The 15,324-nt window shown below is 45.2% G+C and carries 13 protein-coding genes and 1 tRNA gene; 3 read left to right on the top strand and 11 right to left on the bottom strand.

Translation table 11 applies throughout. The annotated features are described in order from the left end of the window. Window positions 1-50 precede the first annotated feature (50 nt). From spoT to F5971_RS10530, 6 genes are all read right to left on the bottom strand, one after another. On the bottom strand, window positions 51-2,174 hold the full coding sequence (spoT, locus tag F5971_RS10555; RefSeq protein ID WP_193494956.1) for a bifunctional GTP diphosphokinase/guanosine-3',5'-bis pyrophosphate 3'-pyrophosphohydrolase: 2,124 nt from the start codon (window positions 2,172-2,174) through the stop codon (window positions 51-53). A 96-nt stretch (window positions 2,175-2,270) separates the two neighbouring features. After that, window positions 2,271-2,483 carry a DNA-directed RNA polymerase subunit omega gene (gene rpoZ / locus F5971_RS10550; protein ID WP_036511822.1) on the bottom strand — a complete coding sequence of 71 codons (213 nt, stop codon included), beginning with the start codon at window positions 2,481-2,483 and terminating at the stop codon, window positions 2,271-2,273. Between the two features lie 60 nt (window positions 2,484-2,543). After that, window positions 2,544-3,161, bottom strand: a complete 618-nt coding sequence (gene gmk, locus F5971_RS10545; RefSeq protein WP_036511820.1) for a guanylate kinase — start codon at window positions 3,159-3,161, stop codon at window positions 2,544-2,546. 452 nt (window positions 3,162-3,613) lie between these two features. Continuing rightward, window positions 3,614-5,806, bottom strand: coding sequence for a DNA/RNA helicase domain-containing protein (locus F5971_RS10540; protein WP_193494955.1), 2,193 nt, complete (start codon window positions 5,804-5,806; stop codon window positions 3,614-3,616). After that, the gene (locus F5971_RS10535; protein WP_193494954.1) at window positions 5,803-6,123 is read right to left on the bottom strand and encodes a nucleotide pyrophosphohydrolase; all 321 of its coding nucleotides are present in this window, start codon (window positions 6,121-6,123) and stop codon (window positions 5,803-5,805) included. Before F5971_RS10535 ends, F5971_RS10540 begins: the two co-directional genes overlap by 4 nt. A 205-nt stretch (window positions 6,124-6,328) precedes the next feature. Continuing rightward, window positions 6,329-7,075, bottom strand: coding sequence for an SDR family NAD(P)-dependent oxidoreductase (locus tag F5971_RS10530; RefSeq protein WP_193494953.1), 747 nt, complete (start codon window positions 7,073-7,075; stop codon window positions 6,329-6,331). A gap of 107 nt (window positions 7,076-7,182) precedes the next feature. Between F5971_RS10530 and F5971_RS10525 the strand changes: the two genes are divergently transcribed. Together F5971_RS10525 and F5971_RS10520 are read left to right on the top strand one after the other, a co-directional pair. Beyond that, window positions 7,183-8,139: a LysR family transcriptional regulator gene (locus F5971_RS10525; protein ID WP_193494952.1), complete on the top strand. Its 957-nt coding sequence runs from the start codon at window positions 7,183-7,185 to the stop codon at window positions 8,137-8,139. A gap of 61 nt (window positions 8,140-8,200) precedes the next feature. Then, window positions 8,201-8,923, top strand: coding sequence for a lysophospholipid acyltransferase family protein (locus F5971_RS10520; RefSeq protein ID WP_246187793.1), 723 nt, complete (start codon window positions 8,201-8,203; stop codon window positions 8,921-8,923). Window positions 8,924-9,232: 309 nt separating this feature from the next. Here F5971_RS10520 and F5971_RS10515 read toward each other — a convergent pair whose 3' ends face one another. The 4 genes from F5971_RS10515 to F5971_RS10500 all read right to left on the bottom strand — a co-directional run bounded on the left by F5971_RS10515 (window position 9,233) and on the right by F5971_RS10500 (window position 12,404). Next, on the bottom strand, window positions 9,233-9,385 hold the full coding sequence (locus tag F5971_RS10515; RefSeq protein ID WP_193494951.1) for a hypothetical protein: 153 nt from the start codon (window positions 9,383-9,385) through the stop codon (window positions 9,233-9,235). 239 nt (window positions 9,386-9,624) lie between these two features. Further along, the gene (locus F5971_RS10510; protein ID WP_193494950.1) at window positions 9,625-11,769 is read right to left on the bottom strand and encodes a hypothetical protein; all 2,145 of its coding nucleotides are present in this window, start codon (window positions 11,767-11,769) and stop codon (window positions 9,625-9,627) included. A gap of 54 nt (window positions 11,770-11,823) precedes the next feature. Continuing rightward, window positions 11,824-12,000, bottom strand: coding sequence for a hypothetical protein (locus tag F5971_RS10505; protein WP_193494949.1), 177 nt, complete (start codon window positions 11,998-12,000; stop codon window positions 11,824-11,826). A gap of 327 nt (window positions 12,001-12,327) precedes the next feature. Next, window positions 12,328-12,404, bottom strand: a tRNA-Arg gene (locus tag F5971_RS10500). A gap of 236 nt (window positions 12,405-12,640) precedes the next feature. Here F5971_RS10500 and F5971_RS10495 point away from each other — a divergent pair. Further along, on the top strand, window positions 12,641-13,078 hold the full coding sequence (locus tag F5971_RS10495) for a c-type cytochrome (RefSeq protein ID WP_193494948.1): 438 nt from the start codon (window positions 12,641-12,643) through the stop codon (window positions 13,076-13,078). A gap of 71 nt (window positions 13,079-13,149) precedes the next feature. Here F5971_RS10495 and rep read toward each other — a convergent pair whose 3' ends face one another. Then, the gene (rep, locus tag F5971_RS10490; RefSeq protein ID WP_036511808.1) at window positions 13,150-15,165 is read right to left on the bottom strand and encodes a DNA helicase Rep; all 2,016 of its coding nucleotides are present in this window, start codon (window positions 15,163-15,165) and stop codon (window positions 13,150-13,152) included. Between the last annotated feature and the right edge of the window lie 159 nt (window positions 15,166-15,324).

The following is a 15,324-nucleotide window of genomic DNA, read 5'->3' as shown; positions in this document are numbered from 1 at the left end:
TGTTTGTTTCTACACACTCACTCATCGCAGCGTCCAATCCCACCACCCAACTAAGGCCGTGTAATGCGGAATACCGAACGTAAACGACGCAGATTGCGTATAATCCTTGCCAAATGTACACGATTCGTCACAGCCAAAACCAACTGCACGCTGCACATCTGCCCCTCTTTTTCGCCACTGTCTATTTTTAAAATATTCGCATCCGCTGCTGAAACCGCCGATGCCAGATTTGCAATGATGCCGCGTTGTGATTCAACTTCAAGCACAAGCGTCACTGCGTATTCTTCATTGGTTGTTTGCGACCATTCTAAGTAAATGCATTTTTCGGGATCATCACGAAGCGCACCGATATTACCACAATCAGCCCGATGTACGACCAAGCCTTTACCCGTACTAATATGGCCAACAATATTATCCCCCGGTATGGGCTGGCAACATTTTGCATATTGCAATACCATGCCTTCGGCTCCTTTAATCGCAATCGGGCGCGATTTGGGGTCTGGCTGAATCTCTGCATTTTCATCGGATTGAACGTCAGGCCTTAAACGACGTGCCACTACATAGGCCATACGATGACCCATACCAATCTCTTCAAATAAATCTTGCAGCGAATTTAACTGAGCCTCTCGCAGCAGTTCATCCAACTTTTGCGGTTCAATTTTGTCAACATTCGAGCCATAATTACTCAAAAATTGATTCAACAAACGTCGCCCAAGTTCAACAGATTCATGGCGCTGTTGATTTTTTAAGAAATGACGAATACTGGCACGCGCTTTTCCTGTTACCACGAAATTCAGCCAAGCCATATTTGGCTGCGCTCGAGGCGTGGTGACAATTTCAACTGTTTGTCCACTTTCAAGGGTCTGGGATAAAGGCGCTAAACGGCGATTGATGCGACAGGACACACAGGAATTACCGATATCTGTATGCACTGCATAAGCGAAATCAACTGGAGTCGCCCCTCTCGGCAATTCTAATATACGCCCCTTAGGCGTAAACACGTAGACCTCATCTGGAAATAAATCCTTTTTGACGTGGTCAATAAACTCCATTGAGTCGCCAGCCCTTTGCTGCATTTCCAGCAGGCCTTGAACCCATTTGCGGGCACGGTTATAGGAACCCACAGCACTCGCCGAATCCCCATACATTTTATAGTGACTGTGTTCTGCGATGCCTTGACTGGCAACAGCATCCATCTCGCGGGTTCGAATCTGAACTTCAATCGTGATGTCTCGCGCACCGAAGAGGTCTGTGTGCAAAGACTGGTAGCCATTCGCCTTGGGAATGGCAATATAGTCTTTAAAACGTCCCGGCACTGGCTTGTATAGGTTATGCACCGCTCCAAGTATCCGATAACAATCATCAACTGTGTCGGTCACAATCCTAAAGGCAAACACGTCCATAATGTCGACAAAGGTTTTTCGCTGTGTCTTCATCTTACGATAAATACTATAGAGGTGCTTTTCACGGCCAGAGACTGTGCCTTTTAGCCCTTCGAGCTGCAGACGCGCTTGAATGGCCTTTTCGACTTGGGAGATGATGTCCTTTCGCTGTCCTCTCGCCTTGACCACAGCGCGACGAATATGGCGCGAACGCATGGGATGATAGGCTTGGAAGGCGAGGTCTTCTAATTCAACTTGCACATCTCGCATTCCTAGACGGGCGGCAACGGGCGAATAGATGTCTAAGGTTTCCCGAGCGATTCGCCTTTGCTTAACAGGCGGCATCGCACCTAAGGTACGCATGTTGTGCAAGCGGTCTGCCAGCTTCACGATAATCACGCGAATATCTTCCGCCATTGCCAAGACCATTTTTTGGAAATTTTCAGCCTGAGCTTCGGCTCGTGTTTCAACTTCCAAATGCGTGAGCTTGGACACACCATCGACGATGTCAGCAACGGCACCTCCGAACTGTTCAGAAATCCCTTCATAGGAAATCTCGGTGTCTTCGATGACATCATGCAACATCGCGGACATCAAACTTTGATGATCCATATGCATGCCCGCCAAAATCGACGCAACCGCTAGCGGATGGGTAACGTAAGGTTCCCCACTCTTGCGACGCTGTCCATCATGCGCTTGTTCAGCATAGAAATAGGCGCGCCTGACCTGTTTGATCTGATCTGTGTCCAGATAATCCGTCAGGCGCTGAGATAAGTCATCGATATTCGGCATTCACGCTCCCATTAACAGACAAAAAAGGTACGAAGCATTTGTCTGAATGGATGATGATGCCGCATAAATAGGATGAGTAAAAGAGGGAAATGTATCTTAGTGGTCGTTTAGATTATCTAAAATACTTCTATCAATCAGACCTGCGCTAATTTCACGTAGCGCGACAACTGTTGGCTTGTCGTTTTCCCAATCGACCTTGGGGTCTTTACCGCCTGTTGCCAACTGACGAGCGCGCTTTGACGCCACCATCACCAACTCAAAACGGTTTTCTAGGTTATCAAGACAATCTTCTACAGTAACTCGGGCCATAACAACCTCAGAAAAATTAAACAGTTTTATCGAACGTATTAGTATAAGCAATGAAGCCTACTATGACAAGAGATCTGTCAATAGGGAGGCGTAACGCACCTGCTGATATGATTGCTTTAAGCGCTGAGCAACAAAGATGCTGTGTAGGTCGCGTAGTGCCGTCGAAAAATCATCGTTCACGATTAAGTAATCAAACTCTGGGTAGTGACTCATCTCGCTGACCGCTTCAGCCATTCGCCCTGCGATGACGTCTTCAGAATCTTGCCCACGTGCATTCAACCGCTGTAAAAGCGTGTCTCGACTCGGAGGTAAAATGAAGATACACACAGCCTCTGGCATTAAATGGCGAACCTGTGCGGCCCCTTGCCAATCGATCTCAAGAATAACATCAACACCCTGCTTAAGCTGATCGACAACCCAAGCCTGAGAGGTTCCGTATTTATTTCCAAAGACATCCGCAAACTCAAGGAACTGCCCGGCCTCGATCATGGCATTAAATTCATCATGCGAGACAAAGTTATAATCTTGCCCCTCGACTTCGCCAACACGCATGGCACGCGTTGTATGAGAAACAGACACTCGGACCTGCTGATCCTCTGCCAATAAAGCACGAACCAAGCTTGTCTTACCAGCACCAGATGGGGCTGAAAGGATGTATAACGTACCCAAGTGTGTCATCTACTGTTCCTTATTATGTTTTTTGTTAAGACGTTTAACGTCTGCAATAAACAGCTTGCCAAGCGCACAAGTTGCCATCAAATACCTTGAAGCTTTATGTGATTATATCACCTTAGAGCCTTTAGTCGTCTAGAAGAGCAGAGGAAAATCCTTAGCACAGGCAAGAAAAAGAAACTGCAAGGTTCGGCTCAGAACTGTGGCGCATTTGCTAGAGCCGGAAGATAATGCGGGCTGGGGGAGCGTAGATAAAGTAGGAACTGCATCCGTGCAGCTGCGTCCTTGCAGCCTTAACCATCCATGAAAGGACAGAGGCTCACATCCTGTGAGCTTACCGCAATCCTTTGCGCTCTGTCTTGATGCTATTTTCTGTGATTCGCCTTGGAGTGTATATAGGAGTTTTTCCTAAAATGATCGACGTATCCGTATTACAGAAAAACATTCGAGAGAAAAGATTATTGGTCAAGAACGCGTACAAACTCTCCTACAACTCGGTACTGCATGCCCTCATCGTCAATTAGTTCAAGGGACTGAAAGCTATCATCGTAGGAATTAGGCTTCAGCAGAATACGGGTATGATACCAGCTACCTTCACCCTCAGATTTAAAACTTTCGTAAACCTTGACGGTATATCGTGAGCCGGATTCTGCATCAACAACATCAATGCATTCCACCAAGACTATCTTCCCATTTCGGGTTCCACCACTATCCACACGAAATAAACATAAGGCATTATTCGGAATAACTCGATTCATAGACTCGCCAATGACCCTACAGGCAAACATTCCTTCACTCAATCGTGTGCCCTCGGGGACGGCAACCCAATCCAGGTGTTCAGCGAACTGAATATCACTGAAATTACCAGCAGCAACTTGTAAGTCAAACAGCGGCACAGCATTCACATACGGCTTAAGGTCTACCACGTTGGTATTCGTAGCCTGCATCTCACCAGTACTGTGAACTGGAATATATTGTTTAAAGTAATCCCGCAGAGCAGCGTCACAGACATAAACAAAGGTTCCGCGGATACCTCGCATCATAATAGTCCGATAGATATTGATGATGTACTGCTTCAGCTCTCCCAGATCCTCGATGCCTTGCCTACCCGTCCGGTCATAGTAGTTGCCTTTGTCGATCACTATGGACTGACTTTGAAGATCATACCGAATCTCTTCACCAAATATGATGCCAGCATAGTTCAGATCATAACCCTGAGTTGTATGAATACAACCGACTTCCTTATGTGAATTTTCCTTGTTGATCCAGTCTGTGTTTGTGCTGTTCCAACGCAAATGAACATCGCCAATCACAATGTCATAGGCAGCAATATCCTTTTTGGATACCCAAGGCCAGGCGTAACCAGCAATCATCCGAGACAATCCTACCTGTCGCTCCTTCTCATAAAGGATATTGACCATATCCTCTAGCGAGTCAAACACCTCAAACTCGTAGTTTTTAGCGGTAAACACAGCTACATCATCAACACAGCAATTAAGCAGCTTATCGATGAACTCAACATAGGGTTGTCCTGCCTTCACCCGAAACTGAGACAGCAATTGATGCGTCACCGAGCCCTTGGACGACTTTAGGCGCTGGAAATCCGCTACGTCCGCATCGGAAGGTTTGATCGATTGGCCCTGATCATAAAAGAAAATAGATTTATCAGACTGTTGGCAGACCCAATCCACTTCACTGCAACTATATTTATCCATACCCAGTGCATCACAAGCCTTATCAAAGCTGCCGAAATAAGCACCAAGGTTCTTACGTTTGCGTAAGCGATGGGACTCATCCACCAGTACGATGTCATAGTGCTGATTAGCAAGCTCAGATGGACTGATCACCATCTTTGGACTAAGTCCTACTACATGCTTGAAGGCTTTTTTAAGGGTAGTCCGGAACGAGGTCATCGGTACCACAAGCGCCATCTTTGGTTTGGGTATTCTGTGCTTGAGCGCAGCCAGCAACGAACGAATCTCGGCCTCATCATCGGTGAACTCTCTCAGCTCTACTCTGTGATCTTCTGCATGAAGCAGCTTGAACAGAAAGATCGCTAAAATGGACTTACCCGTCCCAGCTCCCCCTTCAACCACGATACTCTTGACATCAGGGTTAAGCAGCTCATGCATGATAGTTAGCAGGCCTTGCCGTTGATCAAAGGACAGGGATTTGTAAGGGGAGTATTTGAATACATCTGAGTTGTCGAGATAGTCGAGGCTTCGGGACACCACACCACAGGCAATCAGACGGTTCCAGACTTCTCGGAACACTTCATCGTACAGGGAGCCGCGCTGGTAATAGTTGTGATCAACCAACCCGAGGTTACCGTTCAGCAGGTTATACTTACCATCAGCCGCTATGTATTTAATCAGCATCGACTCAACATCCAAGGTGGCGGATTTGTTGAAATACTCACTGGTAATCAAGTGAACAGCTGTTAACAACTGCTTCTCGTCGTGCTTGAAGTGCGTACTCATACGGGTGAGCGTATCGGCGGTTTCGCCTATATAAGCTCGTAATTGTTTTTCGTCACTGAGGATGTATACCAGAGGCCAATTGCTGGTAGCAAAAGCGTTTTCGCGCAAATCATTAAGCGCTTCCCGACTAAAGGGGTAACGTTTTACTTCAACCATCGGCGAATGACTCATAGCTCGGTATACTTGGTTGCTTTGCCTTTTGCTTTACTGACGGGATATTTCTGCTCGTTCAGCGCGATCTTATCGATAACAATCTTTTCGATATCCAAGTCATAGTGATCAGCCAACAGAAGTGCGTAAGCAATGACATCGGCCAACTCCTCCTTAACCTTGTTTGTGTCGGCCTGCTCCGGCGACTTCCAAAGGAAAAGTTCCAGTAACTCCGCCGCTTCAATACTCAGAGCCATAGACAGATCCTTGGGATTATGAAACTGCTTCCAGTCTCTATCATCCCGGAATTGGCGTAACCGAGCCATCACCTCATTCATCAAAACACTCCATTTACCGGACGCTTGAGACCGCCATTTTTTCAGTAAAAACACCCAAAGTGATGGTACTAAGACAGTCTTGATCGAAACATTAGCAGAATTATAAACGATACAGAAGCCTACATGTTTTTTATCGTAAAAGTGGGCCATCCAGCTTTCTTGTGTTCCTTCACCGCCATACTCATGCCCACATCTAACTCTTCTATTAAAGCCCAAATCCACCATCAATATCTATGTAAGCATTTCGTAGACCCATACTGGCATCCGAAACTAGATAGTTAATGGCAGGAATGATATCCGATGGCGTTAACACTCTGCCTACGGGCGTACTGCTTAATGACTCAAAAAAGTCACTAATGGTGGCATCATCCATTCCTGCTTTTGATTGGATTTCAGTTGCAGTGACACCTGGACGAATCGAATTAATACGGATATTCCGCACGGCGAGCTCCAGATTTAACACCCTTGCAAATCCTTCGAACGCAGCTTTACTAGCGCTGTAAACACCAGCGGCGGAAAATGCCTTTTGCACTGCGACAGTTGAAATAAACACCACGCTACTCGGGTTGTTTAAACAGGGTAGCAAGGACTGCAGGGTGAACACTGGACCGCTAAAATTAATAGCCATGGTGGTGTTAAAATTATCGACTGTCATTTGTTCAAAAGGTGCAGGGTAAAACACCCCCGCATTTAAAATCAAACCATCAAGCTTGATATTGTCTTGTTGTAGCTGACTAGCCATTTGCTGGATGTGTTCAATATTGGCGCTGTCACACAGCATTGGAATGACACTCCCACCCAGCATCGTAACAACGTGATCTAAACGCTCTTGATCACGCCCTGTGATGACTAATCGAGCACCCTGTTGTAATAAAGATTGGGCGGCAGCCAAGCCTATACCAGCGGTGGCACCGGTGATTAATATCGTTTTGGTTTGAGTCGTAGTTTGCATGCGTGCTTTCCTGAGTATTTAGTGTTGACGAAGAAAAGCATACCTCGCAAAATAGGTTCCAATAAGGCACGAAAAGAGAAACTCACTGTTTCCATATAGGAATGTATATGAATATCGATACCAGCACATTGCATCTGCAATTGCCTAATTTGTATATATTTCGTCGTGTCACTCAGTTAGGCAGCTTTCAAGCAACCGCAGATGCACTGCAACTACCCCGTTCTTCTGTTAGCAAAAGAATTGCCCAGCTTGAAAATCAGCTTGGGCTTAGATTATTACAACGCAGCACTCGTCAGCTAAATTTAACTGAATCAGGCAAAGAGTTGCTCGCCATCACCGACTCACTAACTGAGCTGCTTAGCAATACCGTCAAGCTAACCGAGCAAGCGCACGCTAAACCCAGTGGACCTGTGAGAATAAGTATCTCAACCATCCTAGGTCAGCGTTATTTATTGCCTTTACTGCCTCGCTTAAAGCAGCGTTTCCCTGAGATCGTGCCAGAAATCAATCTTGATGATCGAGTCATTAACCTGATTGAACTTGGGATTGATATCGCGCTTCGAGTTGGAGAATTACCTGATTCATCATTAGTTGCACGCCGTGTCGGCACCAAATCATGGGCGTGCTTCGCCAGCTCGGATTATCTTAAGCACGCACCCCAGCTTGAGGTGCCCGATGACTTGGCCTCTCATCAATGCCTAATTTTTCGGCATCAAAAACTGGCCATGGATCACTGGCACTTTCGCAGCCCAAATGGCGAGATCCAAACGCTGCAGATCTCGCCCTCTATCGCGACTGACGATGCCCGCACCTTAGTCGAATTGGCGTGTATGGGCATGGGGGTCATTCGGGTCGACCCAACTTTAATCCTGCCTGAGCGCGCAGCGGAAAAACTCGTCCCTGTATTAGTGCAATGGCAGCACACCGATGCAGCTCCTATTCACTTAGTGTGTTTAGGTAAACAAGCACGAAGTCGTGCGGTCAATGAAGTCTGGCAATTTCTGTGTGAGCATCTCACCCTTGCATTAGCAGAACTCAAGGATGCAGACGGCACTTCTCGATAAAGACAACACCTTAAAAGAAGAGAGGTTTCAGAGGGAGTCGAGGATTTTCGTAAGACAAACCATGTCCGACCACTCTAATCTCGTCAAAAGAATCATGGTCAACCGACTGCTTTATCCACGTCACGAAGATGCGTATGATGCGAAGCTGCTGCCAAGGAAGGACATTAACCTGCTAAGAATCATTGCCAATAGGATTATTATGCACCGTACAATGTTCGACACGCCTGTTGTTCGGCACCTTTTACGTGCCATTTCGGTTATTACGCTGCGTCTTGCTGGCTGGAAAGTTGAAGGGGCGATTCCTGCTGATCTGAAAAAGTGCGTGATGATTGCCGCACCGCACACCAGCAACTGGGACTTACCTTTTACCTTGATGGTTGCGTTCGTGATCAAAGCACCAATTTACTGGATGGGCAAAGACAGTATCTTCAAACCACCCTTCCGGCATCTGATGATGTGGATGGGGGGATTGCCAGTCGATCGTTCGAAAGCCAATAATATGGTGCAGGCTTCTATCGACGAGATGAACGCCAGCGAGCAGATGTTTCTGCTTGTTCCTCCAGAGGGAACACGCAGTAAGGTCGACAACTGGAAGACCGGTTTCTATCATATTGCCCATGGTGCAGGCGTACCGATTCTGATGGGATTTCTGGATTTTAAGCGCAAGCGCGGTGGCTTCCTCGGTACCTTTACCACGACAGGCAATGCAGATGCCGATATAGCCCTAATCCGTTCACACTACGCGGGTATAAGCGGTAAAAAGTCGTCTCAGTTCAGCCAATAACGGATTAGCTTAATAAGGAAGATCAGGCACGAAGTAAAGATTTCAGTAAGATTTCCGCTAGGTTCGTGCAATCTATCGCTAAGTTTTCATTCAATCTTTCGAGAAATTTGTGGAGTTCACAAATGTGGTTCAGATCACTACTCCACATAGGAATTATGGCACAATTACCCCAATCAATACCTATCAGCAACTTTGTCATGAATCGCAAGCCCTATGCCTTCCCCATAGCCCGTAATCTAATGGCTGAGCTCTGGCTTTAACGGCCATAATATCTTTCGGAATAGCCTTGATACCAACACCGATAACACTCTATCGCGTCTCTAACAGCCATACGCTCAGCCACAACCGTATCCACAAACACACCACGCTGGATTTCAGGGTGAAGGATTTGGCTTGTGGTTTATATCCTTTGACTCGAACTTGTGCCTGCCACTTGCTGCGTAACTTACGGACTGTTGCCATTGAATGCTCCGACAACTCATAATCAAGTTGTTAAGATGATGTGATTCTAGGAGACCGGTCACACGGTGTCGGGTGAAATTTGAGACCAGTGTGATCAGATTGTGACCAGAGTGATTTTTTGAGGGTTGCTGGCGCTGATAGAACACATGGGAGCCAGCATGGTTACTGGGTTCCCTTCATGATTTGAGTTCGGATGAGCAACGGTGTCTCGATCTGATAGTCACTTGGGTAACAAATGGCTAACTAACCCTTTTACTCAATACAGGTGACAACAACGGTTCATCAATACTCACTTCATTAATACTCATTATCTTCCCACCTTTTTTAAAGATACTAAGACTGAAAGGAATAGGATGCGGTTCCTCTAATTTAAAAAGGATACTCTGATAAGGAAATGTCACTATCTCAATATTATCCCTAGAGCCAGGAAATACATCCTGAAACTTGTTGAGTGCATTGGCAAGCAATGTATTAGCATCAGGGTAATCTCCACTATAACGACCTGACTTTGAATTAATTTTCCATTTACCATATTCTGACCATATAAGGTCACCAGCAATCCGAGCTGGCTTCATGCCAGTTATACTTGGATGCCCAAGACCATCACCTTCCTGACCGATAATAAGCGCCCCTTCATGAGAAATTGCCCAAATTAACTTTTCCAGGCTAGCAAAATCTAGCTCATCGTTTATCGACTTGCCAGATGAACCAAAATAAACCTTTATATTATTACCATCTTCGGCATGGTGTTGAGCTTCTTTCTCAGTGATGTATTTTGGAGCTCGAAGCTCCCCGTACTCTTCATTCAGATATGATTGATGATTTTTGGGTTCAGCTCTAAGGTTCCGTAATAGCGAACCGCAAAAGTTATCACCATTAAACCTCTCTTCTAGTATTCCTTTATCGCAATATGGAATAAGGGTATCCCTTACAAAATTGAAATTTTCACTTTCATAGATTATTAGAGTAGAAACAGCGTCCCCTTGAGGTATATCTGTTGCATCAAAAAGAATATCAAAAACTTTTTCATCACCTAGTCTGAACGATGCAACCCATTGAAAGCGAGCCAAGCTTTTAAATAAAACATCCTTTTTATTAAAAACATCTAGTTCGATTATTCTTTTTTTAATTTCACTAATATTTTCAATCTTGATCTTATAAGTTAAATCACCAGGATAGTCCGCCGCTTTACTCCCGTCAAAACCCTGAACATCAAGGTAACTTTTATAAGCCTCCAAAATACATTCACATGTATTTCTAACATAGAACTCAGGGATTCTACTTTTTTTATAGCTTGGAATAATTAAGCTTTCAGTAATAATAATTTGATGTGGGGCCTTCCAATTAGAATCACCGTCCTTTTCTTGTAATACTAGGCACCACCCCTTACCAAGATAATCTCCACTTTTATGTTCGGATAGCGCTTCAATTGCGGCTCTAGCAAAAGGACCAATTCTATCGTCATGAATATAAATTGAACGACGGTCGGCAGAGTTGTTATAACCAAGCACAGTTACAGCATGCCCACCAATATCACGGAGACAATTTTTTTTGTCTTTCTCGAAAACCCTCCCTCCCAGAATAACTGGAAGGTCACTATCTAAATGAAAACGAACAACCCTGAGAAAATCCTTATCAGACATTGATTTTACATCTATCCTATGATGCCTTAGATTTTCTACATCAAGAGCTCGCAAAATTTGTTTATTAGTTAACCCATTATTTGGAAAACTATTTGTTGAGTCTTTGATATGATTGATTGCTGAGACTGTAATATCTCCACAGGATGGCACATCCCTAACATTTTTCCAGCTCAAAGCATGTAAAGATGACCAGATAGCTGTAGTAGCACAAGCCGACAAGACCCGATCTTGCTCTTGAAAGGCGATGGAATTAACATCTAAACTTATACCGAATAAGTTAATATTATAAGCTTTTGTTAGAATTACTCTATTCGGATCGTCTATAAATGCAGGATAAACTTTTAAGCATGTTTTTCCAATAAAGGTCTTAGGTAGAGGCTTTATAACCATAAAACCTAAATAGGATGTCTTAAGCCTTTCAATTTTTTCTGAATCGCCATAGGTTATGGCCTTGTCAATATAGGAATGATCAATTTCGGTGCTAAAAAAATGTATTCTAGCGCAACGAGAGCCATAATCACGGAAACACTTTACATAATATTTTGAATAGTCCTCTAAAAAGTCTTTGTCAATATAGTCAGACTCGAGAAGGATGGACTCTGCCTTGAGATCTTTAAGATAATTGAATATATAGTTAATTTGGCTTTTGGTATTAATATCAGGAAAACTAGAGCCAAAACATTCTTTAACAAGATTGCTTAGAGTCATCCGTGAAAATTGGCATACTAGGTACGGAAACATTTCTTATTGCCATTAAAAAGCGACCCAAAAGGTCGCTTTTTGTAAAAATAAAGACTAAAGTGTATATGTACGGGCCATAAAGACGTCATCAGCAGCCTGTGACTTTACTTCTTTCGTAAACGCCTCTTCTTTCGGCTTGATTCGTACAAGGAACTTCTCGGCACTTTTGTTAGAAACTGAACCTTCTTGAGACTCGGCTCTAGCTTTTGCCTTCAGTTCAGCAAATGTCATGAACACAACCCCACTCCCTTTTTAAGGATGCTTTTATAAGCACACTATTCTATAGGACGTGTTATGCAGTTGGCAATATCTTTACTCACTATCGATTTACCGTGGCCGATGCACCCAATGGTGCCACTCTTTTTTACCTACTAACAGGTTGTTTTGGTAACCACTCCTCCGGTCCCTTTCCACCCTCCACTGTGACCAGATTGTGACCAACTGCGGTTTTGCGTCTTTTGAAAGCTCTTCAACCCGCGCCCGTGGCTCAGCTGGATAGAGTAGCAGCTTCCGAAATTCACCAGAAAAAACAAGGATTTTTTAGAAAACAAACACTTATGGCGCGCCCGGAGGGATTCGAACCCCCGACCAACAGGATCGGAACCTGCTACTCTATCCAGCTGAGCTACGGGCGCATAAGAAGAGATAACTCAAGAGGCGCTAATAATACGCATTCTATCTAAGCTTGCCAAGTCTTACGCCTTAAGAACTATTTTCACAGCATTTCCGTAAGGGATATTTGCAGGTATAATCAGCCACTGATTTTATAAGCGGTATTGTCTACGCTCTGCTCTCTATGGATTTTGTTCTTAGGGCTGAACAGCAATAGGCATCTACGCAAACTATTAAAAAGAGTGATGAGGTCTACAACGTGAACAAATTTGTTGCAAAAGCTGCTTCTGCACTGTGCACCCTTGGTTTAGGCGTGGTTCTTGCCACTGCTGTTAACGCAGCGGCAGACCGTGATGCCATCATCGAGCGTATCAAGCCGCATGGTCAAATCTGTGTCCAGGGAGACGATACATGTGGTACGCCGGCAGCGGCTGCTGCGGCAGCGTCTTCGTCAGCGGGTCGCTCTGGTGCTGATATTTACAACCGCTCCTGCGCAGCTTGCCACGGCAGTGGTATCTTGGGCGCACCTAAGTTCGGAGATGGCGCGATGACCGCTCGACTGAACGATCACGGAATGGACGGACTGATGGCAAACGCGATTAACGGTATCAATGCCATGCCGCCTAAAGGAACCTGTAATGACTGCTCTGACGACGAAATCCAGAGCACAATTCAGTACATGTTAGACAACGACTAAGTCGCTCTGCACTACACCTGTCGATACCCTAATCCTTAGATAGGGTATCGACAGCTATTCACACATCTTTCCTAAAGATCGTCAAATAGATTCTTCAAACTTGAAATAGTGGCACGGCCTCGAGCTAAGTTCTGTGATGGAGAAACCTCGCCCAGTCCTTCTGACTCTAAATCATCTGCCGGCAGCTCATCGATAAAACGACTTGGCGCACATTCTTGCCATTCGCCATATTGCCGTCTCTTTTTGGCCAGGGTTAGGGTGAGGGTTTTTTGAGCACGTGTAATGCCCACATACGCAAGGCGCCGCTCCTCCTCTATGGTATCAGACTCAATACTATTGCGATGCGGTAACAGCTCCTCCTCCATCCCCATTAAAAACACATGAGGAAACTCTAGCCCTTTTGATGCATGTAAGGTCAATAATTGCACACGATCTGAATCGTCCTCTTCCTCTTGGCGATCCAATAGATCGAGCAGAATCAAACGAGACACCGCATCATTGATCCCCGCATCGGGATCCTCTTCTTGCAAACGCTCAAGTGTATTCTTTAATGATTCGACCAAGAACCAGACGTTTTGCATACGCTTTTCAGCAACCCCTTCGCTTGAGCTGTTCTGTCGGATCCAGTCCTCATAATCCATATCCAGAATCATCTGACGTATGGCATCAATGGGATCACCTGACTGACACTTCTCATATAACTGCGCTATCCAATGACTGAAGCGACGCAGCCGCTCACAGGCTTGAGCAGGCAAGGCTTGTTGCAATCCCATTTCTTCGCAGGCTTCAAACAAGCTGATTTGCCTTGAGCTGGCATACTCACCCAAACGCTCAAGCGTCGTCGGCCCGATCTCCCGGCGTGGTAGATTGACGATGCGCAAAAAAGCATTGTCATCGTTCCGATTAATCAGCAATCGCAAATACGCCATCAAATCTTTAATTTCTGCGCGTGCGAAGAAAGACGTTCCCCCACTCAATTTATACGGCACTTGAAAGCTCTGCAGCTTCATCTCCAAAATCCGTGATTGATGGTTGCTGCGGTAAAGAATGGCAAAGTCTTTAAACGGAATACGTTGGCGTAAATGCCGATCTAAAATTTCCGTTGCGATACGTTCGGACTCTGCATCATCGTTACGATTGTGAATAATCCGAATCGGCTCTCCATATTCTTTATCGCTCCAGAGGGTTTTCTCGAACACGTGCGGATTATGATTAATCAGAATATTGGCAACTTTTAAGATCCGTCCCGTAGAGCGATAGTTTTGCTCCAGCTTAACAATCCGTAAACTGGGGAAGTCTTGTTGTAGCTGCACCAAGTTTTCAGGGCGAGCACCACGCCAAGAGTAAATGGATTGGTCATCGTCACCAACCACCGTTAAGGCACCACGACCCGCCACCAGCTGCTTAACCAGTCGATATTGCGATAGGTTGGTGTCTTGGTACTCATCCACCAACAGATAACGAATTTTACGCTGCCATCGCTCCAACACCTCAGGATTACGCTCAAATAAGCGCACCGGGGTCAAAATTAAATCATCAAAATCCACGGCATTGTAGGCCCGTAAATGCCGCTGATACGCCTCGTACGCACGTGCTGCTAAGATCTCATGGGGTACCAAAGCAGTCGAAAGCGCTTGCTGCGGATCCAACATCTCATTTTTCCAAGCCGAAATCCTATGCTGTACATCGGCCACCTGATCAGCATCCTCATCTTGATGCAACAGCAAATCCTTTAACAAGGATTTGGTATCCTGATCATCAAAAATCGAGAAGCCGGGCTTATACCCCAAGGCTTTGTATTCTTTGCGAATAATATTTAAACCCAGGTTATGAAACGTAGACACGGTCAACCCACGCCCCTCTCCTTTTTGCAGCAAGGTCATGGCACGTTCTTTCATTTCACGTGCGGCTTTATTTGTGAAGGTAACCGCTGCAATATGACGGGCTTCAATGCCACATTCATTGATGAGATAGGCTATTTTTCGTGTAATCACACTGGTTTTACCCGATCCAGCACCGGCCAACACCAACATGGGTCCATCAATGTACAACACGGCTTCTTTTTGTCGCGGGTTTAGCCTATTCATCTACTTTTCACATTAACTTGTACGAAACAATTGTTTGAGTTGAGCCTTAAGCATGGTAATCTCAAACCTCTGATTTGATCTAAGTCGCTAGTATGACATGGACTCTGTTGTTTTCAGAGTATGGCTGCAATAGGACTGCAGGCATAACCGAGGGTGTAA

It is taken from the genome of Nitrincola alkalisediminis (assembly GCF_009821115.1).
GTDB lineage: Bacteria > Pseudomonadota > Gammaproteobacteria > Pseudomonadales > Balneatricaceae > Nitrincola > Nitrincola alkalisediminis.
Note: the sequence above shows the minus strand (reverse complement) of the source record. Positions and strands in the feature narration are given on the sequence as shown.

Bases quoted from the DNA above. Each gene is read 5' to 3' on its own strand.
- spoT (WP_193494956.1), bottom strand. From the start codon at position 2,174: ATGCCGAATATCGATGACTTATCTCAGCGCCTGACGGATTATCTGGAC.
- rpoZ (WP_036511822.1), bottom strand. From the start codon at position 2,483: ATGGCCCGAGTTACTGTAGAAGATTGTCTTGATAACCTAGAAAACCGT.
- gmk (WP_036511820.1), bottom strand. From the start codon at position 3,161: ATGACACACTTGGGTACGTTATACATCCTTTCAGCCCCATCTGGTGCT.
- F5971_RS10540 (WP_193494955.1), bottom strand. From the start codon at position 5,806: ATGAGTCATTCGCCGATGGTTGAAGTAAAACGTTACCCCTTTAGTCGG.
- F5971_RS10535 (WP_193494954.1), bottom strand. From the start codon at position 6,123: ATGAATGAGGTGATGGCTCGGTTACGCCAATTCCGGGATGATAGAGAC.
- F5971_RS10530 (WP_193494953.1), bottom strand. From the start codon at position 7,075: ATGCAAACTACGACTCAAACCAAAACGATATTAATCACCGGTGCCACC.
- F5971_RS10525 (WP_193494952.1), top strand. From the start codon at position 7,183: ATGAATATCGATACCAGCACATTGCATCTGCAATTGCCTAATTTGTAT.
- F5971_RS10520 (WP_246187793.1), top strand. From the start codon at position 8,201: ATGTCCGACCACTCTAATCTCGTCAAAAGAATCATGGTCAACCGACTG.
- F5971_RS10515 (WP_193494951.1), bottom strand. From the start codon at position 9,385: ATGGCAACAGTCCGTAAGTTACGCAGCAAGTGGCAGGCACAAGTTCGA.
- F5971_RS10510 (WP_193494950.1), bottom strand. From the start codon at position 11,769: ATGTTTCCGTACCTAGTATGCCAATTTTCACGGATGACTCTAAGCAAT.
- F5971_RS10505 (WP_193494949.1), bottom strand. From the start codon at position 12,000: ATGACATTTGCTGAACTGAAGGCAAAAGCTAGAGCCGAGTCTCAAGAA.
- rep (WP_036511808.1), bottom strand. From the start codon at position 15,165: ATGAATAGGCTAAACCCGCGACAAAAAGAAGCCGTGTTGTACATTGAT.